Annotated in this window: 15 protein-coding genes; 5 read left to right on the top strand and 10 right to left on the bottom strand. The window is 42.1% G+C overall.

The window, feature by feature from the left end:
* The first annotated feature begins 12 nt into the window (after positions 1-12).
* Genes QJ048_RS15690 through QJ048_RS15680 form a run of 3 tightly spaced genes read left to right on the top strand, consistent with a single transcriptional unit; the run spans position 13 to position 3,098 of the window.
* The gene (locus tag QJ048_RS15690) at positions 13-1,293 is read left to right on the top strand and encodes a DUF5690 family protein (RefSeq protein ID WP_282335344.1); all 1,281 of its coding nucleotides are present in this window, start codon (positions 13-15) and stop codon (positions 1,291-1,293) included.
* Positions 1,259-2,362, top strand: coding sequence for a zinc-binding dehydrogenase (locus tag QJ048_RS15685; protein ID WP_282335343.1), 1,104 nt, complete (start codon positions 1,259-1,261; stop codon positions 2,360-2,362). The genes QJ048_RS15690 and QJ048_RS15685 overlap by 35 nt, the downstream gene beginning before the upstream one ends.
* Before the next feature lie 43 nt (positions 2,363-2,405).
* Positions 2,406-3,098 carry an HAD-IA family hydrolase gene (locus tag QJ048_RS15680; RefSeq protein ID WP_282335342.1) on the top strand — a complete coding sequence of 231 codons (693 nt, stop codon included), beginning with the start codon at positions 2,406-2,408 and terminating at the stop codon, positions 3,096-3,098.
* A 188-nt stretch (positions 3,099-3,286) separates the two neighbouring features.
* Here the strand turns inward: QJ048_RS15680 and QJ048_RS15675 are convergent, their stop codons facing one another.
* The 5 genes from QJ048_RS15675 to QJ048_RS15655 form a co-directional block, all read right to left on the bottom strand.
* Positions 3,287-4,546, bottom strand: coding sequence for a DUF4998 domain-containing protein (locus tag QJ048_RS15675; RefSeq protein WP_282335341.1), 1,260 nt, complete (start codon positions 4,544-4,546; stop codon positions 3,287-3,289).
* Between the two features lie 159 nt (positions 4,547-4,705).
* The gene (locus QJ048_RS15670) at positions 4,706-5,923 is read right to left on the bottom strand and encodes a DUF5000 domain-containing lipoprotein (protein ID WP_282335340.1); all 1,218 of its coding nucleotides are present in this window, start codon (positions 5,921-5,923) and stop codon (positions 4,706-4,708) included.
* A 36-nt stretch (positions 5,924-5,959) separates the two neighbouring features.
* Positions 5,960-7,966, bottom strand: a complete 2,007-nt coding sequence (locus tag QJ048_RS15665; RefSeq protein ID WP_282335339.1) for a RagB/SusD family nutrient uptake outer membrane protein — start codon at positions 7,964-7,966, stop codon at positions 5,960-5,962.
* A gap of 19 nt (positions 7,967-7,985) precedes the next feature.
* Positions 7,986-11,180, bottom strand: a complete 3,195-nt coding sequence (locus QJ048_RS15660; RefSeq protein ID WP_282335338.1) for a SusC/RagA family TonB-linked outer membrane protein — start codon at positions 11,178-11,180, stop codon at positions 7,986-7,988.
* A 572-nt stretch (positions 11,181-11,752) separates the two neighbouring features.
* A complete protein-coding gene (locus tag QJ048_RS15655) occupies positions 11,753-11,932 on the bottom strand; it encodes a hypothetical protein (protein WP_282335337.1) in 180 nt (59 codons plus the stop codon).
* 3 nt (positions 11,933-11,935) lie between these two features.
* On the opposite strand from QJ048_RS15655, the gene QJ048_RS15650 reads away from it, so the two are divergent.
* Complete coding sequence (locus QJ048_RS15650) at positions 11,936-14,113, top strand: glycoside hydrolase family 43 protein (RefSeq protein ID WP_282335336.1); 2,178 nt, start codon at positions 11,936-11,938, stop codon at positions 14,111-14,113.
* A gap of 493 nt (positions 14,114-14,606) precedes the next feature.
* The gene (locus QJ048_RS15645) at positions 14,607-15,098 is read left to right on the top strand and encodes a thermonuclease family protein (RefSeq protein WP_282335335.1); all 492 of its coding nucleotides are present in this window, start codon (positions 14,607-14,609) and stop codon (positions 15,096-15,098) included.
* A gap of 102 nt (positions 15,099-15,200) precedes the next feature.
* Here the strand turns inward: QJ048_RS15645 and QJ048_RS15640 are convergent, their stop codons facing one another.
* The 5 genes from QJ048_RS15640 to QJ048_RS15620 form a co-directional block, all read right to left on the bottom strand.
* Complete coding sequence (locus tag QJ048_RS15640; RefSeq protein WP_282335334.1) at positions 15,201-15,461, bottom strand: YciI family protein; 261 nt, start codon at positions 15,459-15,461, stop codon at positions 15,201-15,203.
* Between the two features lie 169 nt (positions 15,462-15,630).
* Positions 15,631-15,954 (bottom strand): ArsR/SmtB family transcription factor, encoded by a 324-nt coding sequence (locus QJ048_RS15635; protein ID WP_282335333.1) that lies wholly within the window; start codon positions 15,952-15,954, stop codon positions 15,631-15,633.
* Complete coding sequence (locus QJ048_RS15630) at positions 15,951-16,379, bottom strand: SRPBCC family protein (RefSeq protein ID WP_282335332.1); 429 nt, start codon at positions 16,377-16,379, stop codon at positions 15,951-15,953. The genes QJ048_RS15635 and QJ048_RS15630 overlap by 4 nt, the downstream gene beginning before the upstream one ends.
* 185 nt (positions 16,380-16,564) lie before the next feature.
* Complete coding sequence (locus QJ048_RS15625) at positions 16,565-18,994, bottom strand: bifunctional YncE family protein/alkaline phosphatase family protein (RefSeq protein WP_282335331.1); 2,430 nt, start codon at positions 18,992-18,994, stop codon at positions 16,565-16,567.
* Between the two features lie 338 nt (positions 18,995-19,332).
* A complete protein-coding gene (locus tag QJ048_RS15620) occupies positions 19,333-21,978 on the bottom strand; it encodes a tRNA wybutosine-synthesizing protein 4 beta-propeller domain-containing protein (protein ID WP_282335330.1) in 2,646 nt (881 codons plus the stop codon).
* Positions 21,979-22,152 lie beyond the last annotated feature (174 nt).

The raw sequence follows: 22,152 nt of genomic DNA, 5'->3' as shown, positions 1-22,152 counted from the left end.
TAAACACAACCTATGCCTATAAAGTCCTTGCAGAAATTATCTCAACATCCCGTGTGGGCACTGGTTGCAGCTTTTGGAGCTTATTTCTGCATGTATGGTTTTCGAAAACAATACACTGCCGCCACCTATAGTGATGTTGTATATTGGGGGATAGACTATAAATTCCTGCTGATCATTTCACAAACACTCGGTTACATGTTGGCTAAGTGGATCGGTATAAAAGTCGTTGCTGAAATAAAACCTTCACAGCGGATAAAAGTATTGATTGGTCTTATATTCTTCGCTGAATTAACATTATTGCTTTTTGGCATTGTGCCGCGGCCATGGAACATTGTGTGCTTATTATTGAACGGACTGCCGCTTGGCGTTGTCTTCGGTTTAGTATTGGGTTTTCTGGAAGGAAGGCGGCATTCGGAAGCAATGATAGCGGGTCTTTGCGCCAGTTTTATTGTTGCTGATGGCGCTTCGAAATCCGTTGGGAATATGCTGCTCCATTGGAGCGTTCCTGAGAGTTGGATGCCATTTGCCACAGGCGCTTTCTTCATGGTGCCGATGGCAATGTTTGTTGCAATGTTGAATATTGTGCCCGCTCCTTCAACTGCAGACATAACGAGCCGTTCGGAAAGAACACCCATGTCGGCTCAGGCAAGAAAGGCGTTCTTTCTAAAATATGCACCAGGTATTTCCGGCATTACGATAGTGTATTTGTTTGTTACCATATTGCGTAGTATCCGTGCGGACTTCGCTTCGGAACTTTGGCGGGATCTGGGTTTTAAACAAACGCCTGAAATTTTTACGCAATCAGAATTGCTCGTGTCGCTTGGTGTAGTAATTGTCAGCGGCTTTGCGGTGCTGATCAAAAATCATTACAAAGCATTTCGATTTGCACTGATGACGTGTGTTTTTGGATTTGCCATTTTGCTGATTGCCATAAACGGCGTGGGCCATGGCATGGGAAATTTTGTGTTCATGGTGCTGGCAGGTCTCGGTGTGTACATTCCTTATGTTGCCATCCATACTACAATATTCGAAAGGCTTATCGCGATTACAAAAGAATGTGCCAATATCGGCTTTCTGATGTATGTGGTAGATGCTGTAGGATACACGGGCTACATCTTGCTGATGTTGCTGAGATATCTTGCTCCTCCGGATAGTTCCATACTGTCGCTGTTCTTGCGCATTTGCGTCTACATCGGCATTTCAGGAGGGCTACTGGTGTTATTCTGTAACTGGTATTTTAAAATGAAATTGAAAGAAAATGAATCAGGACTTACTCAGTTTTCCACCCGGTAAAGTCGCAGTGTTTAATGGTCACGGACAACCATTTTCAATTAGCACGCATGATGTGCCTTTCATTAAGACGGGTGAAGTGCTTGTGAAGACACTGTACACAACCCTTTGTGGGAGCGATATACATACTTATTGCGGTAGAAGGCAAGAGCCTCCTAATGTCGTGCTCGGCCATGAGGTTGTAGGCGAAATTGCCTGGATCGATCCGCAACATTCCGGCAAAGATATCAATGGTGCGGCTATACAACCGGGCGATAGAATCACGTGGTCGATTTTTTCAGTGCCACCGGGTATTGTGCCGCCACATCCGGATATGCCGCAGAAGAGTGAGCAGCTTTTCAAATACGGACATGCGTTGGCGAAAGAAGATGATGTGTTTAACGGTGGTTTGGCAGACTACTGCGTGTTGCGTGCAAATACCGCGATCATAAAAATCTCCAATGATGTTCCGCTTAAAGTTGCTGCGACCATCAATTGCGCACACGCCACGGTAATGGGTGCTTTGCGAATTGCAGGAAAAATTGAGAACAGGAAAGTGCTCGTTTTGGGGGCCGGAATGCTTGGCCTGGCTTGTTTGGCAATGTGTAAAGAAGCGGGTGCTTCGTGGATCGGACTTGTTGATCGTGACAATGGGAGATTGCAATGGGGCGAGAAATTTGGCGCAAGCAAATCATATCACTTAGATGAAAAAACAGAAGAAAATGAACTGCCCTGGCCGGAAGCTGATATTGTTTTCGATATGAGCGGCAGTCCTCGTGCGATGGAGATGGGGATGGATTCTTTGGCTTTGGGTGGCGCTGCAATATGGATTGGCGCTGTGTTTCCTGATGCTCCTGTAAAAGTGGATGCGCAGAAAGTTGTTAGGAAATTATTGCAGATACGCGGTTTGCATAATTACAATTACGATGATCTTGTTAAGGCAACGGAGTTTATCGAAAGGAGCCATAGCAAGTATCCTTTCGCTGAGTTGGTTGAAAAAGAATACAATATCGAAGCAGTTGAAGACGCATTTGCATTTGCAAGTGAACAAAAGCCCGTGCGTGTAGGAGTAAGGGTGAATGCGGGCTTATAGAAATAGTATCAACAAATTTTTAAACGAACATAAATAATAGCTCATGATCAGAATGGTTGTTTTTGATATGGCAGGTACCACTGTGAACGAAGATAACATTGTGTATAAAACGTTGCAGAAAGCGATCAGCGAGAAGGGATATGATTTTTCGTTAGATAAAGTATTGGCACAGGGTGCAGGTAAAGAAAAGCTGGAGGCGATAAAAAGTATATTAGCAGCTTATGCACAAAACCATGATGAAATATTGGCCGGTGAGATTTATGGTCGATTCATGGTAATGTTGGAAGAAGCATACGGTACACATAAAGTATTTCCCCAGCAAAATGCAGATCAGTTGTTTCAGTCACTTAGAGAGAAAAATATTTTAGTGGTGTTGAATACAGGCTACAGTAATGAGACAGCCGTTTCGCTTATTGAAAAAATTGGATGGAAAGAAGGAGAAGATTTCGATGGATTGATCACTGCGACAGATGTGCAAAACAACAGACCCAATCCTGATATGATTTTGCTGGCAATGCAGAAATTCAATATTGCAGACGCAGAGGAAGTGGTAAAAGTTGGAGATTCTATTATTGATATTGAAGAGGGACGCAACGCTGGATGCTCAATGAATATTGGCATTACAACCGGCGCACACACTTACGATCAGTTGCTGACAGCCAATCCTGATTACATCATTGATGATTTGCTTGACCTGTTGCCAATTCTTGAAATGAATATTGAGATGCAGATGTAACAGTCTCATTTTTGTTTCTTGTTGAATAGTAAGCCGTGGACAACATTGTCTGCGGCTTTTTTGATTTTATAAAAGCAATAAGAGAGAACGCAGATTTTCATGATTTTTATGATTTGAAATCAGAGGGCGTCATAAAATTTCAAACCATACAATCTTAATAAATCATGAAAATCTGCGTTCTGTGTTTTTTAATTTTGGATCAACTGAATATATTTTACTTCAAAGTAACTTCCCGGATTGCCGCTTCCAACAACGTTTCCAAGAAATCCTAAAGACACCGATTGTGGTGACGTAAGGGTAAAATTGAAGCTTTTTGATTCTGTTACATTTGGTGATGTAGCGCCTACAGTAGCTCCATTAAACATCGCAGCATAGCCAAGGGCGCTTGAAAGATTCGCCAGTGATGGTATGCCGGTGTTGCCTGCTGCCGCAATACAATAAACAGATGAGTTCGATTGTATCTCAGAATAGTAGTTGAATGTAACGGTGTAATTCCCCGCGGGCAATGGTGCAGATGTTACCTGGTAAACTTTTCCGTCAACTACCGGCGTGTTACCCCATGTTTCCCATGTAATCAGTCCTGCAGACTGCCATGAAGCATGCTGGTAACCACCGAACGTGCCACCGCCTTTGTTCAAGGCACCTGCGTTTGATACCCACGGTGCATTCAGAGTTCCGAATCTGCCGTCACTACCAAGTGTGCCTTTAAAGTCTGGGCCATAGTTAGACAGATATACTTTCGTTACATCTGCTTTTACGCTGTGGTCCTGGTAAGCTGTATAAAATGTATCGATGGCTGTTGCGTTTGGCAAATATGCTGTTCTGTAAGAAAATGTTGAACCTACTTTAATGTTAGGCAAGCTGCTTGTTAGGTTAGTAGGTTGAGAATACACGATGGTATCATGTAACTTATTCGAAACATCCGAAAATTTGATCTGCATGTATTGCACACCCGCATCGGCACTTACATCAGCCCATGTGATCTTTGCTGAACCATCAGTTTGCAAAGATGCATCTGCAACTCCACGGTTCACAATAGAAGCCTGGTAATTTGCACCGTAAACGTTCGCCGTTACAAACACCGGAACAGAAGAGTGCCCGGCACTGTCGTAGGTTCTTACTTCAAAGCTCTGTGTTCCCTCTTCAAGGTTTGGAATAATTGTTTTTGCAGTGTCTACACCAGAAGTTCTTTTTACTACCACCTCCATTGAATCGAGTCCGCTTTTTGTGAAAACTCTGTACTTCACAATGTTTGGATCAGAAGTAAACAGACCATTTAACTGCGCACGGTATCTGCCGGAGAAGATTTTTACCGAGTCCATTTTGCCCGTGTAAGTAATGCCGCCGCCAGACATATATTTTGACTTGTAGTTATCTATTTTAGTGCACGCCGCCATCCAGATCGCTACGATGGTGATGACAGTTACCATTGCTAAATTTCTTTTCATTGTTCTTAATTTTTTTATGTTAAGCGTATTATCAGGATTTGAATTTTATTATTTATCACAGAGATAAAATTCAAATCCTTCATAATGCCGATGGATCAAACAAATAGACCAATAAGACGCAGTCGAAATTGGTCTATATTGTTTGACCAATCGGTATAACTATTTTCCCCACAGCGTCAACTCTGCAATGGTTAGGAAGTAGCTTCCCTGCCAGTTTGATAATTGACGGATGCGTATGTAGCGGTAATCTTTCAAACCCGTTGGGAAATCAAACTGCCAGCCATTGTATGCAGCTTGCTGGTCAGCAGTTGTTTCTATCTGGTAGCCCGAACCTGAAGGCTTCGTAACGTGATACGTGTCGATCTTTGTCCATGATGATCCTGGTTGGTTTGTAGCAGATACCGGATCGGTAAGGTCGGGACTATTTGAACCCCAAACTTCAAAATCTTTTGGATTACCTCTCACGTAATAATAGTTACCTACTTCCTTGTAAGGATTGATCTGGAAACGGCTGAACGTATGTACAGCACCGAGATCAATCGTTACCATTTGCGGCGTGATGGAACTTTCTACTGTAAAGTAAGTAGAAGGCCAGCCAGGATGATAGTTGCCATCGTACATGTAGTACGGCCATGTGTAACCACCGTTGTTCAACACGGTAGCATCATGAGGCAATACAAGCGTAGCGAATTTGCTTTTATCCAACTGCTGCTCGAACAATGGAGTAAGTGTTAAAAACAATGTGTCAGAATAGTGGAACCATCTGTCTCTTACAGCAAATGCATATTTTCTTTCAACAGAAGGTTGGTTCCTGATAGTAGCAGTGATAACAGTATCTGCACTGTAAACGTTGTCCATGCCGGTCGTTTGTCCCCAATTGCCTTTGCCTGTAGTATCAACCATTGGGATGATCGCAAGGTTGTCGCTTGTTGGGTTGTGGGCTTTAATAGTAAAACCACCGAATGTAATGTTCACTTCTAAGGAGCGACGTGCAAGAATATAGCCCGGCGTCAACGGATTAACAGTAACGTTAACCGGTGCAGAAGAAACTTCGCTGGAGTTTACCGAATACAGCTTGATGGTGTGTGCCAGTGTATCACCAAAACCATCAACAGTAAGATTGTTGGCATAGCGTGACGCGATCACCTGCGCTGCAACGCCCGGTGAAGTTTCATACACTGCTTTCACGTACTGCAGGTCTTTGTCTGACGGTAATGAATAAGTGATGCTGGCCTTGCCATTCTGGTTAACCACTTTAACGTTGGCAACAGTGCCCGGTGCATTTGAGTTGCTGACAATCGGGGAATTTAAAGTCTCCTGTTTGCAACCAAATGCAAGTAAAGAAAATGATAGAATATATAAATTTAGTTTACCCATTTTGAAAGATTTATTAGTTAGCGATAGCTTTAACTTTTACCAGTTTGGATTCTGTACCAGGTTTGGATTATTCAACAGGTCGTTGTCTTTCAACGGAAACAAATAATCACGTGGTGCAACAAATTTTCTTGAGTAGAAAGTTAACTCGCGATAGAACAGGTCCGAAGTTTTTGCTGTTCTGTCCCATCCGGTAACATTACCTGAAAGCTCTGTTGCCGCTGTTTTCCAGCGGATCAGATCCCAGTAGCGTTGTCCTTCAAAACACAATTCAATCGCACGTTCTCTTTGAATGATAGAGCGCATACCTGCTTTGGTTGTGTACTTGGTTGGGTTGTTACTGTAAGCTGACCATGCATCTTGCACAGATTTTAGACCACCTCTTGCTCTGACAAGATTTACATATTGGTAAACGTCGGCAGTTGGAGTCTCGTTTGCTTCATTCAATGCTTCTGCATACATCAGATACAAGTCGGCCAATCTGATAATAGGGTATGGGTAAGGTGTGTACAAACGTGTGTTCCAATCGAATTTCCAGTTAAGGATCTTCTTCATGTACATTGTAGTGATTGGAATAGGGGAGTTTTGTCCAAACTCACCTGCATGACAAAACAGGTAGAATGTGTTTTCATCAGAATGAGAAGGACTGTTTGCCATATACCAGATACATCTGTCGAACCCGATGTTGGCATAGAAGCGTGGCTCTCTGTCGAAATTCAGTCTGGCAGTTGCTTCACCTTCTTTGACATTGAATCTTTCAGCGTGCGAAGCAATGCGAAGTGCTGAGTAGTTAGAGAAGTCAAGTGTTTTGTCTTCATCAATAGGTACACCGTTTTTGGTGTAGAACATTTTAGCCATTTTAAGTGTTGGGCCCATCAAAGCGTTACCATAAGTGATACCGTTATTTTGAATGTATGTTCTGTCGTACGCTGCACCGCCTATAGCCTGGAAGAACGAGTTAAGGCCCATTCCACTGTGTGTTAATCCCCATACAAGCTCTGAGTTCCATGGATCGCTCACCGCATTGCGTATGCTCATCTGCGTTATAGTAGTGTCGGTAAGTACACTGCCGGCCGGAGTTGTGAAGGTGTACAATTTAATGCCTTGCCCTGTGCTTGCATCAATTGCTGCTTTACATGCATCTGCTGCTCTTTTCCATTTGTCGGCGCTGTATGTAGTATTGAATAGTTTTTCGCCGCCTTTGTTTTGCATGCTTGCAAAGTCTGAGTTGCCGTTAAACAACGGACTTGCAGCATAGACAAGCAATCTAGCTTTCAGGCCCATAGCGATAGGCTTAGTAATTCTTCCCAGCTCGGATGCCTGGTTAAGAATAGAAGATGGCAGGTGAACAGCCGCTGTATCCAGCAGATTAGCTATGTAGTTAACAACGCTGTCAACCGGTTGTCTTTTAACCTGTGTTTCACTCAACGGGGCACTGATCGGGATGTTTTTGTCAACAACAGGAATGGGGCCGTATGACCTGAAAAGAATGAAGTGATAAAAGGCTTTCAGGAACTGCGCCTCAGCGATCCATCTTTCTCTTGTGTCTATATCAAGGTCAGGAACTTTACTCAGGTCTTCAATGTTCTCCAGGAAAACATTACAATCCCTGATTGCTCTGAACATGCCGTGTCCGTTACTGTTCAAGGCTCCATCTCTCGTACCGTCCCAATAGTTACAGATAGGATCAGAAGTGTTTTGTCCACCTCTTGGCATTTGTGCAACGTTGGTAGAACGGATGTGGATCTCATTGTCTTCGATCCAGGTTTCATCGCTCGCCGTTATGCCCGGGTTATAAGTTGGATCTTCATCATTTGGCAGATACGAGTAGCATGTAAATAAATATTTCTCTGCCTCTGTTTTAGATGCAAATGCGTTATCGATTGTTGCTACGTTATCAGGCACCACATTCAGGAATCCCTTGTTGCAGGAGGTTGTCGACAACAATACGACAAGTCCCGTCGCCAGAATGCCGCGTAACCGCATTGACGTTTTCATGATCCTGAAAAATGAATATCTTTTATTTTTATTGAAACTGTATTTCATGAATTAGTTGTTTGAAGTTTTAGAATCCGAATAGCATACCTACGTTTACAACTTTTTGAATTGGATAACCTAAGCCTGAAGAACCCATTTCAGGATCCCATGTTTTGAAATGACTGAACGTTAACAGGTTGATTCCATTCACATAAATTCTTGCATTTGCAAAATGTATCTTTCTAAGAGTAGCCGCAGAAAGGTTGTAGCCAAGCTCCATAGATTTCAAACGCATAAACGCGCCGTTCCTTAACCACCATGAAGATGCGTAGTTGTTGTTGTAAGTAGGGGAACCACCAACCACATCGCTGTTGATATTCAGGCGGGGCCACAATGCGTAAGCGTTTCTGTTGTCTTCTGACCAATGATTTTCGGCAATTGCATTCAACAAACCATGTTGGTTGTAGAATGGAGAAATAGCTATCGGATCTACCATGAATGCTACACGGTCTGTACCTTGGAAGAAAGCACTGAAATCAAAGTTTTTATAACCCAGTGAAAAACCAAAGCCATATTGGATTTCAGGAACACTTGGGAAACCAAGTGGAACATAATCTGCTACACTTATTTTACCATCGCCATTGATATCTCTGTATTTGATATCACCGGCAAGTACACGGCCGAACTGAGTAGGAGAGTTGCCTACTTCCTTGTCATCACTGAACAATCTTTCTGCAATAAGGCCATACATCTGAGCAACAGAGTTGCCAACATGTGAAAGATTGATATTATTTTCTGCATAGGCAGGTTCTTCGTTTACGAGCACTTTACTTTTTGCATAAGTAAATGTTCCTCTTACCTGCGCCCACCAGTATCTTGAAATTGTTTTGTGATAATCAAGTGCGATATCAACACCCTGGCTCTCTGCTTGCCCCACGTTTGCAGATGGCGTTGCCTGCAAACCCATAGTAGAAGGAATTGTGGTTCTTGACATCAAGATGTTGGAACGTTTTTGGTGGTATGCATCAACAGTTACTTTGATGTCATCCAGCAAAGTCAGGTCCATACCGATGTTCAGCTGTTTTGATTTTTCCCATGTGATGTCAGGGTTTGCGTAACGATTGGTATAAACAGTGTTTCTGCTTGAGTTGAAGTTAGTACCAAAGCCACCTGCAACAGCACCATTTAAACCAACTTCAGACAGGTAGAAGAATCTGTCTTCCGCTTTACCAATCTGATCATTACCCACCAAACCGTAAGTAAATCTGAATTTCAGGTTGTTGGCTACTTTCTGTAATGGCTCCCAGAATTTTTCATTAGACACGACCCAGCCTCCACCTACAGAAGGGAAGAAACCAAATCGGTGGTTCTCTGCAAATCTTTCGGAACCGTTGTAACCGAAGTCAAATTCTAATAGGTATCTGTTGTCATATCCATAAGTCATACGACCGGAAACACCAGCGTTTCTCGAAGGCAATGAAAGTTGTAATGTAGATGCGTTACCAGTAACATAGTTGCGCATTGTTCCGATGAACATGGCACCAACAGCATGTTTATCGTTGAAAGTGCGGTTGTAGTTAATAGCCGCTTCTCCGTAAAAAGTACTGTTCAATGTTTTGTCGCCCGGCGCATAAGTCAGGTATTCTGTTGGCGCAGGGAAAGGATTACCTGCACTACCGTCGTTGATAAGATATATTCCTGCAAGTTTTCCGTCAACAAGATCAGACGCATAATAGTACGGACTAACCTGTCTGTTTACTGAAAATGTTGAGTAACGGGTTGTGTAAGCCATCGCTCTTGCAGACAAGCCATTTGTAACGAAATTCAGGTTTTGTTTCAAACTCAACTGAGCGGTCATTGTGCTTGTGTTGGTTGCTTGAAATCCTGAAAGTGATTGAGCATAAGGGTTTGTGTACAGTGTGTTGGCAGATCCCGGAATTACAGCGTTACCAAACAAAGGATGGTTCGCATACGAAATATAGCTTTGTGGATAAACAGCCGGGAAAGCCACGGGGTTGCTATAAATAGCGTTGTGGTAAACGGTTGCACCGCCGCTAAGTGTATTTCCGTATTCATCTCTTCCCGGAACGGGGCCATTGTAATCGTCAAACTGTCCTTTAAGGCTCACCAAAGCTTCAGTTGTTTTGGTCAGGCTCAAAGTAACGTTCGATAGTATCGAATACGTTTGAAGTTTAATGTTGTTATCAAATCCGTTTAAGGAGCTGTTTCTAATGTTACCGTTGTCGCGGTTGTAACTCAACGCCAGGTAGTATTTCGCTTTTTCTCCGCCACCGCCGATGTTCACATTCGCTCTCTGGTTGGTAGTAACCGGTTTGATCAATTGGTTTACCCAGTCATTGCTTGGATACAACAAAGCATCGTCGCCTGCAGCAGTGTGGTCAATTTTGTTTTGGCTGTACAAAACGGCACCCAGAGGGTTTCTTGTTAGCACGGCCTCATTGGCAAGATTCATGTAGGAAACGTTGTCTGCCAGGTCTACGCTTTGAGTGTTAGAAGAAAAGGAATTTTCCAAACGAATGTTGAATTGCATTTTGCCAGACTGGCCAACTTTAGTCGTCACAAGGATTACACCGTTCGCACCACGGGCTCCATATACGGAAGTTGCAGTCGCATCTTTCAAGATGGAAAACCCGGAGATGTTATCCGGCTGCAATCTTGCAAGGTCCGTAGTGCTGGACTCGATACCGTCGATGAGGATAAGCGGATTCACTTTTCCCGAACCAAAGGTTCCGAGACCGCGAATAAAGAAGTTGGCATTATCGCCGCCCGGTTCACCCGTTGTTTGAAAAGAGATCATCCCGGAGATCCTGCCTGCAAGCATCGTTGTCAGGTTACTCGTAGGTCCTTTTATTTCTTTCGGGCTGATGGAGGTAACAGAGCTCACAACCGTAGCTTTTTTCTGTGTACCGTATCCAACTACCACTACGTCGGTTAGTTTGTTGTCCTTCGCTTTAAGAACAACGTTCAGGATACTGTTACCCTGAATATCAATTTCCTGTGTTTCAAATCCTACGGAAGAAACGATCAACGTTCCGTTAGCGGGAGCTTTAATGGAGTAGTTACCTTTTTCGTCAGATTGGGTACTTCTCTGAGGATTCGTTTTAAGCACAATCGTTGCGGAAGGGATCGCGGCTGAGTCGGAACGGATCTTTCCTCTCACCGTAATCTCATTCTCCTGGGAATAGCATCGGGATGCAATTCCGACAAGGATGCAAATAAGTAATGGTAACAAGCCATTGTTTAATAGCTGCTTTCTGGTCATAAGCATTCTGCGTTTTAGTTTAAAGTCAATAATGTTAGTTGGGAAATTCAGTACTTGAAGTATGGAGTAGATGAAGGGTCATGTACTGCTTTGGAAAATGTTGTGGCTTCATGGCAATCGTTTTTTTGGCAAGACAAACTTGAAATATTTGTTAAAGATGCTACATGGACAAAATGATAATTTTGGGGGGACAAATTGCCAAACACCCGTTAATACTGGATTCGATTTAGTCATTCATAAGGTTTTTATATTTTTGGGGCCGCAATTTAAGTGTAAAAATGACCTTTAATATTAAAAATATTACCGGATGGCGAAAATGTCAGTTTTGGCTGGTTTTTTGTCAAAATGACAATTAATTGATATTTATAAGCTGAGTAACTGAATAACTGAATAAACTGAGTAAGCTGAATAAATTGAAGTGAAAGATTAAACACGAGCCTCGGTTATTCAGTTACTCAGTTATTCAACCATTACGTGTCATTTTTACAATAAAAATTTGGTTTTTCCACCTTAGCTGCATTTTCTCCCCCTTTAAATATGAATTTTCCCCCCGAATAGATATTTTAGCAACACTAATTTTGAATAAGTACTGTAACTAATATTGTGGAGTCGGTGTTGTTGGGATAGCTGAATAAAGAACCAAAAGTACAAGTGTGCGACGCAACGATGGTCAATAGCACTACAACTGCCTGGTTCACAGATAACATTCTTAATTCAACATTGACCGCAAAATGTAAAACCCAAGTTGCCATAAGATGAAATATTTGTTCCGCTCTCTTTTGCTATTGATTTTTCCTTCCATGATTTTTGCTCAGTCAACCTCTAAAAAAAAGGTGACAGCTTCAGGTTCCAAAAAAAATTACCAAGGCTATCTTTTCGCATATTTTACGGGTAATAAAAAAAGTGAAGAAGCCATCCGGTTTGCGATCAGCATGGATGGTTATCATTACCGCGCTCTGAATAACAATGAGCCAATTGTTGCGTCAGAGAAAATTAGTTCGACAGGCGGTGTTCGTGATCCGCATATTTTACGCGGTGCCGACGGTAAAACTTTTTACATGGTGGCAACCGATATGGTGTCGGCGCTTGGCTGGAATTCCAACAGGGCCATGGTGCTATTGAAGTCAACCGACTTGATTAACTGGACCTCCAGTGTGGTGAATATTCAAAAACGTTTTCCGGGAAATGACAGCCTGTTAAGGGTTTGGGCACCGCAAACAATTTATGATGCCGCAACAGGTAAGTACATGGTTTATTTTTCGTTGAAAAATGGAAATCAGCCCGATAAGATTTATTACGCGTATGCAAATAAAGACTTCACAGATTTAGAAACAACACCAGTGCAGTTGTTTTATAGCCCCGATAACGCCGCTTGCATTGACGGAGACATTGAAGAAAAAGACAGTAAATATTACCTGTTCTTTAAAACAGAAGACAGACAACCCGGGATTAAAGTGGCTGTTTCAAGTAAGCTGACAGGAGGTTACACGATGCAAAGTGATAATTATGTGCAGCAAACAAAATCCCCGGTAGAAGGAGCGGGCACATTTAAATTAAATGATGGCAGTGGTTATGTGTTGATGTATGACATGTACACAAGCGGTAGATATCAGTTTACCAAAACAACAGATTTCAAAAACTTCTCGGTGATTGATCAGGATATCACAATGAATTTTCATCCGCGTCACGGAACGGTAATGCCTGTTACAACAGAAGAAATGAAACGTCTTACAACGCAGTGGATGAGTTATGATGCAGCGATTACCAATGTTACGAACGCCAAAATAAAAAAGATCAACATCGTTTTAGATACGGCGACTAAAACATTGACGCTACCTGTACTGCCGGGAACGGACCTGAAGAATTTTGATCCTGGTTTTGTTACATTCCCGGGTGTAAAAATTACTTCTAAGACGCGTGATTTTTCCGCAGGCAGTGTTCGCAGCACTGTAACTATTGCAGGCAAAGGCACTCAGAGTTATACTGTGAATGCGGTGGAAAATCACAACCCTGCAATCGCAGGTTTGTATGCTGATCCTGATATTATTTATGCGGAGAAAACCGGCAAGTTTTATATGTATCCAACTAGCGATGGATTTAGCGGATGGTCGGGTTCCTATTTTAAAGCATTCTCTTCACCAGATCTTGTGAATTGGAAAGATGAGGGTGTTATTTTACAGTTGGGAAAAGATGTTAGCTGGGCAAAATCAAAGGCATGGGCACCTTGTATCATTGAAAGAAAGATCAACGGGCAATACAAATACTTTTATTACTTCTGTGCGGAAACAAAGATTGGTGTGGCTGTGAGCGATAATCCAACAGGGCCTTTTGTAGATCTTGGCCAACCTTTGATCAGCAAACGTCCTGATGTGATCACTCGCGGCGGTGGACAGATAATCGATCCGGATGTTTTCCAGGATCCGCAAAGTGGAAAATTTTATTTGTACTGGGGAAATGGTTACATGGCTGCAGCAGAGTTGAACGATGATATGGTTTCTATCAAAACAGAAACAATAAAACAGTTTACGCCGGATAGTACATATTGCGAAGGTTCGCACGTTTTTTACAGAAACGGGATCTACTATTTTCTATGGTCGCAGAACGATACGCGTGATCCCAACTACCGTGTGCGTTATGGCATGTCCACATCGCCGATGGGCCCAATGAAAATTCCGGCGAACAATTTTGTAGTCGTTAGAAATGATGCGCTTGGCATTTACGGAACTGGCCACAACTCAACAATACAAGTGCCGGGGAAAGACGAATGGTATCTGGTGTATCATCGATTCAATTATCCTAACGGTATAAAAATGGGTGGCGAAGCGGGTTATAACAGAGAAGTGTGTATTGACAAAATGGAGTTCAATGCAGATGGAACGATAAAACCGGTTGCGCCAACGCATGAAGGGATTAAGCCTGTGCATGTGAAGTGAGCACGCAGATGACGCAGATTGGACTGATTTTCACTGATTTTTTGTTCGTCTGTTTATCATTAAGACTATATGACAAAGCCTGTGCATTTAAATGTGTACAGGCTTTGTCATGCATTTAAGATTCAATGTCGTTCATTAAGAATAATTTCCTTAAACGAGATTGCTTCGATCCATTTCCGTACACTTCAGGAATAGGTTCCTTTTACAATCTCCATCCTCCGCAGGGTCTCGCAATGACGGTGCTGCCATTTTGAGCTTTACCCAACAACCTGTTACCAAAGAATTCGAGAATCGGCGCGTCATTGCGAGCCCCTGCGGAGAATGAATGGTTGAATTATATCAAGTAAAATAAACAAACAAGAAACGGGCGAAGCAATCTCACTCAGAAGATGTGTCCTTAAGGAAACGACATTGATATAAGATTTGCAAATTCGTTTGTTAGTCAATAATGTATTTTCGCATTTAAAAAGAAAAATAATCCGTAGTCGAAAACATGCGAACATTCATATCTTTTCTGTTGATCATTTTCACATTCAATGTTTCCGCGCAAACTTTAAAAGGTAAAGTGGTTAAAGTGAGTGATGGTGATACGATCACAATACTTGACAGTTTACATCTTCAAATTAAGATACGGTTGTATGGTATTGATTGTCCCGAAAAGAAGCAGGACTATGGAACTGTAGCCAAAAAGTTTACCGCAGATAAATGTTTCTCTAAATTGATCATCGTGGAGTCGAAAGGCAAGGATAAATACGGTAGAACGCTCGGTATTGTTATTTTACCAGATAGAAGCCAGCTTAATTTATTGCTGCTCGAAAGTGGACTGGCGTGGCATTATAAGGCTTTCGATAAGTCGAAAAGGTATGCAGATGCTGAGGTTAAAGCAAAGAAACAAAAACAAGGCTTATGGGCCGTTAAACATCCAGTTGCACCGTGGGAGTTTAGGAAGGAGAAAAAGGCCATTGCGACCGTAGAGACGCATTGAATGCGTCTCTACGGTCGCAAGTAGAATGTGTAAGTTTTTATTCAGCGTTCGTTCCTTTATGTTGCAGTGTTTGGGTGCAGCGGAGACGCGTTCAACATGTCTCTACATACTGTCATCCCAATCTTTTATAACGAACGATTTAATGATACCTTCCAACACAAAAGGATCTTCAGCAACGAATGCTTCAGCAGCTTCATGTGTTGTAAATATTGCAAGGTTGCCACCTCTGTCTGCGAAAGGCCCGATACCCAGGACTTCGCCTCTTTCAACATATTTATCTACGATTGCTTTGTGTCTCGGGTAAACCGATAAGATGGTTGCCATCGTTGCGCCGGAGCCTTCGCCGATTACTATGGTTTTCATTTTTTAAGTTGTTAGTTGTTTGTTGTTAGTCGGGGTAGAGACGTATTGAATGCGTCTCCGTTACACGCTGAATGCGTCTCCGTTACACGCTGAATGAATGTTAGTTACTACACGTTTCTGCTCTAATGTTGCAGTGTGTTGGTGCAAGGTAGACGCGTTCAACGCGTCTCTACTTCCCCACCTTATTGTTCAAAATCGTTTCCAGTTTTTTCAACTTGCTCGTCCAGAATTTATCGAAGTAGTTAATGAAATCCTGCAACTCATTAAACCCATCCTGCTTTAATGTGCAATAGCGTTCGCGGCCAATATCTGTAATGGAAATAAAGCCTGCATTGTACATGATCTTTATATGCTTTGAAACGGCGGGGCGGCTCATGTCGAAGTTTTCTGCCAAAGCATTTATTGTCATGCTTTCATTTGAAAGCAGATGCAACATTTGCCGGCGGCTGGGGTCAGCAATTACCTGGAAAACATCTAGTGCTGGAGCGGTCATTGAGTGATGGTATTTATTGATTCTTCAAAGCGTTTTAAGCAATGCTTCCATCCGCTATCGTGCGCAATTATGTCTTCCAAAACAGTAAATCCGTTGTGTTGTAAATGAAGTTCTGTTCCGTTGTCTTTGGGTACAAGTGTCCAGTCAACTTTGGAATTGAAATTCCTTCCCTTATCCATCGTACTGCCGTTCCAGGAGTAAGAAAGCTTCGTGTAAGGATTTACAGTTAATACTTCGCAATCGACAACGCCTGCATACGTGCTATCTGCTTTTGGCACAAATGTAAATTGAAACTTGTAACCTACAATTGGCTGAAAGTTTGATTTCATAAGCCATTGCTCAATGAGTTCGGGCTTTGTAAGATATTCCCAAACTTCTTCCGGGGATTGTTTAAAGAACCACGATTGTTTTATTTCTTTTTCCATAATGAGTAACTTTAAGGTTACGTAAAGTTATATGTAACTTTTGAGTTACGCAAGTTTTTAACAAAAAAAAGCCGCCGGAGTTAGCCGGCAGCTTTTTAGGAAGTTGAGAGTTGAGAAAAATGTAATCGATAAAGATATGCCAGTCAGCTTTAGGCGTCGAACCTTCAACTTTAAACCACTCGCAACTAATCATCGTCATCTTTCATCTCGCTTTGTTTTATAAACGCCGCTCTGCTTGGGCCCGGAGTTTCAGCGTGCTCACCTTTAATGCTTTTCCAGAGAATATCATTCAATACCAGATCAGGTATTTTGTCTTCTTTGCTCCAATCCAGTTTGTCGCTCATTTCCGCTAATTTATTCTGGGCAACGTTCTTGTCATTCAAGTTAATATTGGCTGGCAAATGCGTAAACGGAGTAAGGTCCGCCTGGGTTGTAAAGCAGCGGAACATAGGCGTTGCAGCCGCATCGTACTGTGTCATTGGCGGCATGCCAAGAATTAATTCAATTGTGCGAATCATACCTGTTGTCGAGTACATTGTATGATCAACAAAATGTCTTTTTACCAAGCCACCTGCAACATATGCAGTGCTTCTGTGTGCATCCACGTGATCAGGTCCGTTTTGTGCATCGTCTTCCAAAATGAATACAACACTCTCTTTCCAGGCAGGGCTTTTGCTCAGGTGTTCTATGAACATGCCAACAGCAAGATCGTTGTCTGCCACGTGTGCGAACGGAGTTGGTTTGCCTTTACGCACGCCTTCTGTATGATCGTTTCCAAAACGCATGGTACAAAGTTGCGGCAATGCATTGGCTGCTACCAGTGAATCAAAATCATGCTCCCACTGGTAATATCTTACAGTATCACGAACACTAAGATCCCAGCCTGTGTAAGGCGCAATGTGTCCCTTCAACACTGGTATGTTTGCTTTGCCATCGTCAGCAAATTCACCATAGGTTCTAAAGCTTACGTTATTACGCTTGCAATGATCCCAGATAAAACCTGCTTTACCATTTGCTATTTCTCTTTTGCCTTCGCCGCTGTAAGTGCCGCCACGACCGCCATAGCTTGTTGGCCATGTTTTTTCAAGGAAGTCAGTTGCATATGCACCCATGCTCCAGTTGTGGCCATCAGCACTTACTTCTGCATCTACATAAAAATTATCAAGCAATACAAACTCATTCACAAGTTTGTGAAGATTAGGGGTAACATGCTCGCCAAATAAAACAAGACCTGGGTCGCCGTTACCATTTTTTACATCACCTAAAACCTGATCGTATGTACGGTTTTCTTTTACAATGTAGAATACGTGCTTGATAGGTGAAGCTTCTCCAACCTTCATTGGTACAGGGTTTCCGGCTTCTCCCTGTGCATTCAGTTCTTTATCTTTTGAATAAGGTGTGTTATTGTAAACCTGTTGTGAGTAAGCGCTTAGTTGTTCTGCATTCGGCTCGTCTATAATGCTCAATGTGCCTTTAAATAAACCTGCGATGTACTGCACAGGAACGGTTGTTTCGTTGTCGCTTTTCTGATAGTTTACCGCTTGTTTTTTTGCAACAGGGTTAGGACCGTGTGGATTCGCCATGGAGGATAATCCTTTACCGTTGGTTACATATATTTTTTTGCCTACAACTTTCACATTGGTAGGGTACCAGCCAACAGGTATAAAACCTTTTGAACTGCTTTTGCCCGGAGTGGATACGTCGTAAACTGAAAGACAGTTGTTATCGGCATTAGCAATGTACAGTGTCTTTTCATCTTCAGATAATGCAACGGCATTACTGGTAGAACCGCTTGGTGCATTGGGATACAAAGCTGCATTTAGTGTTTCGATCACTTTTGCCTGTGCAACATCTATAACAGATACGGAGTTGTCGTTTGCATTCGCCACATATAGATACTTCTCTTTTTTTGATAAGTAGATTTCATTTGGATTGTCGCCTACGGCAATCTCACTTCTGATATTTTTTGCAGCAACATCGTAATACAGGATCTTATCCCCACCCCAAAGGCTTATGTACAAAGTCTTTTTATCATCGCTTAATAAACATGTGTATGCTTCTGCACCAAGATTGAATTTCTCTGTGACTTTTTTTGAAGTAAGATCAACAATGTAAAGGCTGTTGTCTTCTTTTGTTACCACGTATAGAATATCGTTCTTGTCGTCAACAGCGATACCTGCCGGGGAAATTTTCACCGGCCATTTTTCACCCAGCGCTATTGAGTCCTCAAGTTTCAGCTTGTTGTTCCTGATCGCATATTGCATAATCCAGTTATCGTTACCTCCAGATGCGTACAGCATTTTATCATTGTTCGAAAATGTTAAACCGTACCATGACTTTGGAATAACAACATCATCAAGTATTTTTTGTTTGGCAGCATCGATCAGTTGAATCGATTGTGTGCTCTGACCGTTATTGGTAACAGCGAGAAATTTTTTGTTTTTACTTACTGCAAGGTTCAAAGGAAGATCTCCCAGTGTGATTGCATTGTTACCGGCAGGAGTGAGGCTCCAGCCATTTGGTAATTTTATTTGTCTGTAAACAGCAGCTTCATCGGATTGTGCGAAAACGGAAGTTGCCAAACACAAACCCGCTACCAATAGAGTACATCGCATAAAAGAAATTTTGGCAAAAATAACGTTCTGATAAAGGGTAGTATGTTATCAAAATATGAACGATTCGAGTGTGGTAAGTATAATTTGAAGGTTTCGTAGTAGGTCGTTGGAGAAGGTGAAATTGTTCGATAGTTTTTTAACCACAGAGTTGAAGGAGATTTTTTTCACGGAGGAAAGGAGGAGATACTTCGAAAGTAATTGCGAGTTATCAGCATATCAGGGAATAAGAGGAACTAAAACTTCTTTCTCTCCATTCTCTCAAAACCAGTTAATTTTTCCCAGGCGATCCGCTGTTGCTCTGTGAAAAAAACTCCTTTGCTCCGTGGTTAAAATTCTCTCTACGAAATCATCTTTGTATAATTGGTTTCATAGTCCTCAGCATAGATCTCTTTATACTTCGAGGCAAATTTTTCGAAAGCTTCCTTTGCAAGCGTATGGCGGCCGAGCGATACAAGGCTCTTACATTTCAACTGCAATGCATTTTCGTTCAATTCATCAAACGCAAAAATGGCGTTGCAAATATTGATCACTCTTTCTGCATTGTCTGGCAAAGAAAGATATTGACAGTATTTCAGTAACGCATCTATCGTAAGACTTGATATCTCTGATTTAAAGCTGTCTGCCCATTGATAAGAAGTTTGCGGAAGAAAAGGACCCCGCTGTACAATCGCGATCAGTTCATTGATGCTCTTGTTGTCAAGCGTGCGCTCAGCAAACAATTGAAGGAAGTGGTCAAGATCGATATACAGCTTATCTCTGTCAAATGTTAGTTTCCAGTAACCAAATTCTTTTTGCAAAGTACAGTCCTCAATTTTTTCAAGAATGCTTTTGAGCTTTGCAATATTCACCGACCTGTTGTTGATCGCATCTTTCGTGTCCTTTGTGTGCCACAATATTTCGATCAGTTTTTCCGGCGATACACCTTTGTTGTATTTTAAAGAATGAATGCACAATAATAGAAACAACTCTTTCAACAACGGCGTAAACAATCTTGTGATATTTTCGCCGTTACTCGCTACCACTTCAAAATTTCCGAAGAGGTAAATGTGTGCGCCGGCTCTGTTTTGTTGTTCATTCGTGATATCCTCATATTCATTAGTAATCACGGGAATGGCTGGAGTTGGGACGGGAGTGGCCGGGGCCGGATTGACAGTTGTCGTTGTCGTTGGCATCGCCGTTTCCACAGGCGCGGGTCTTCTTTCAACAGGTTGCGCAATAGTTTTTCTTCTAAATAATCTCAGTTTGTAAACAACGAAAGCAATGACAAGCAAACCAATTGCAGCCAACACAACAATATATTTTTTCGAGGTATTTGCCGGTGCCGCAACCTCAGGCGTTGCAATGCCGCTCGGGGGGAAATTGATGCTGTATATTTTTACGTCGGTAACATTGGCATCTTTATCTGTATACAAAGTCACGGCCAGCATTACTTTGGAAGCGTCACAATAATATACATTGGCCATCGACTTAACATCAACGAATGTGAAGGGAAATGAAGAGCCGATCAGCTCATACTCCGGTTTTTCCAGCGAACCCTTTATCAGTTGTAATTGCGTGTTGCGCTGATCCTTTGGATTGATCAGTGCATAGTAATGTTTGCCGTCCTTGTCAATTACCATTGAGTTGGAAAACACGAATGGCTCCGCAGGTTCTTTAAGTGTATAAATCTTTTTGAATGTAGATGTCTTTACATCATACATTGTCAGATCATAGTAAAATTGGGGATTAAGCAACTGGTCGCCGTCTTTGCTTCCATAGCCACCGAGAATATATGCCGTGTCGCCGTTTGACGTAGAGCCAAGTGCACAAAGGTATCTTGGGTTGAAATGTTCGCCGGCAGTTTTTACCGTATCCCATTTTTTTGTAGCAAGATGATAGCGCTGTACAAGATTCTTGTATCTCAACTGACCATAACCTGCCATGAAATACAATGAACTGTCATGGCGCGAAAAGAATTTGTTCACCTGCCAGTAGGCTGTAAGGGGAGCGGCGTTAAAATTTTTTTCCCAATGTTGAGTCTGCGCATCATATGCCGCAATGTCGTGTTCATCAGGATAAAAATTGTACAGATGATCGCTGAATGGATTATAGATCGTTTGGCTTCCCGGCAGCAAATCATGCTTTTCAGAAAGATGCACCGCTGTCAGCGCCGAAGTTTTTGCAGAGTATATATATATGGAGTCCTGCCCCGTTATATACACCAGTTCATGCACAGGATCAAAACCTGCGCTCACCCAGCTTTTGAAGCTACGATTGCTCCTCAGTTGCCAGCTTGAATGTTTCGGCTTTAGCCAATGCTCATTCTGTACTATTGCTTTTTTTCCGGAAATGCTATCCAAAGCCTGGTTGCCGGATGATTCATTCAGTGGCCAGAAAGATTTTTCCCGGTCATCCACATTCAATGCGATATTTCTCAATCGCATGGGAATAACATCGGACGATTTGAAGTAAGGATCTGTAGTTGCGCCAAAGTATAAGTTGAAACAATTTTCCTTAAATGAAACTTTGCTGGTTTGTACAAGTTTGTAATCGCAGTACAGTGCAATGGTTTGATGGGTAAAGTCGAGTAATAAGTGAAATTTTACCCACCGGTTCACTACGTCGCCATAAAGCATCGGCACACTTATATTAGTATATGCATCTCCAAAAACGATGGTAAAACTTTTTTTGGCCTCGTCATATAGCATGTCGAGGTTTTGCTTTTTATCGTTCACCAGCCGGAAAGCATAACCAAAATTGTCTGTGATGCCGGGCGTAAAACTCAGTTCAAATGAGAGATCGAGCTTTTGAGAAACGCAAACGGGTTTGTCTGGCGTAATATTTAAAGATGTCCTTTTTTCGGGGTCGGCATCGCGACTCGCAAATTGAAGGCCATATTGTGCGAATGAAGCAGAAGATAGAGAGAGCAGTATAAGTAATGATAGAACAGCGGGATACAGGAAACTCCTTCTGAGCAGATCATTAATGGCAAGCCGGCTATTCATTTATAAAAATCTGATTTTCATTTTATTTCCAATGAAACAACCTGGTCGTTTCATATTGGCAATAATAAGAGTTTACAATTTGCCTGTTCCACAAAACAAATGAAAAAATGGTTACTGTTTAAATGTACAGTAATTGCCGTATTTAGTTAAGACCCACATCCGGAGCGATGTAAA

The organism is Pinibacter soli (assembly GCF_029961145.1).
GTDB lineage: Bacteria > Bacteroidota > Bacteroidia > Chitinophagales > Chitinophagaceae > Pinibacter > Pinibacter soli.
This window is presented reverse-complemented; position numbering and strand designations above follow the sequence as displayed.

What these genes read in the sequence shown, in the direction of transcription:
- QJ048_RS15690 (WP_282335344.1), top strand. Translation starts at nt 13, where the DNA reads ATGCCTATAAAGTCCTTGCAGAAATTATCTCAACATCCCGTGTGGGCA.
- QJ048_RS15685 (WP_282335343.1), top strand. Translation starts at nt 1,259, where the DNA reads ATGAATCAGGACTTACTCAGTTTTCCACCCGGTAAAGTCGCAGTGTTT.
- QJ048_RS15680 (WP_282335342.1), top strand. Translation starts at nt 2,406, where the DNA reads ATGATCAGAATGGTTGTTTTTGATATGGCAGGTACCACTGTGAACGAA.
- QJ048_RS15675 (WP_282335341.1), bottom strand. Translation starts at nt 4,546, where the DNA reads ATGAAAAGAAATTTAGCAATGGTAACTGTCATCACCATCGTAGCGATC.
- QJ048_RS15670 (WP_282335340.1), bottom strand. Translation starts at nt 5,923, where the DNA reads ATGGGTAAACTAAATTTATATATTCTATCATTTTCTTTACTTGCATTT.
- QJ048_RS15665 (WP_282335339.1), bottom strand. Translation starts at nt 7,966, where the DNA reads ATGAAATACAGTTTCAATAAAAATAAAAGATATTCATTTTTCAGGATC.
- QJ048_RS15660 (WP_282335338.1), bottom strand. Translation starts at nt 11,180, where the DNA reads ATGACCAGAAAGCAGCTATTAAACAATGGCTTGTTACCATTACTTATT.
- QJ048_RS15655 (WP_282335337.1), bottom strand. Translation starts at nt 11,932, where the DNA reads ATGGCAACTTGGGTTTTACATTTTGCGGTCAATGTTGAATTAAGAATG.
- QJ048_RS15650 (WP_282335336.1), top strand. Translation starts at nt 11,936, where the DNA reads ATGAAATATTTGTTCCGCTCTCTTTTGCTATTGATTTTTCCTTCCATG.
- QJ048_RS15645 (WP_282335335.1), top strand. Translation starts at nt 14,607, where the DNA reads ATGCGAACATTCATATCTTTTCTGTTGATCATTTTCACATTCAATGTT.
- QJ048_RS15640 (WP_282335334.1), bottom strand. Translation starts at nt 15,461, where the DNA reads ATGAAAACCATAGTAATCGGCGAAGGCTCCGGCGCAACGATGGCAACC.
- QJ048_RS15635 (WP_282335333.1), bottom strand. Translation starts at nt 15,954, where the DNA reads ATGACCGCTCCAGCACTAGATGTTTTCCAGGTAATTGCTGACCCCAGC.
- QJ048_RS15630 (WP_282335332.1), bottom strand. Translation starts at nt 16,379, where the DNA reads ATGGAAAAAGAAATAAAACAATCGTGGTTCTTTAAACAATCCCCGGAA.
- QJ048_RS15625 (WP_282335331.1), bottom strand. Translation starts at nt 18,994, where the DNA reads ATGCGATGTACTCTATTGGTAGCGGGTTTGTGTTTGGCAACTTCCGTT.
- QJ048_RS15620 (WP_282335330.1), bottom strand. Translation starts at nt 21,978, where the DNA reads ATGAATAGCCGGCTTGCCATTAATGATCTGCTCAGAAGGAGTTTCCTG.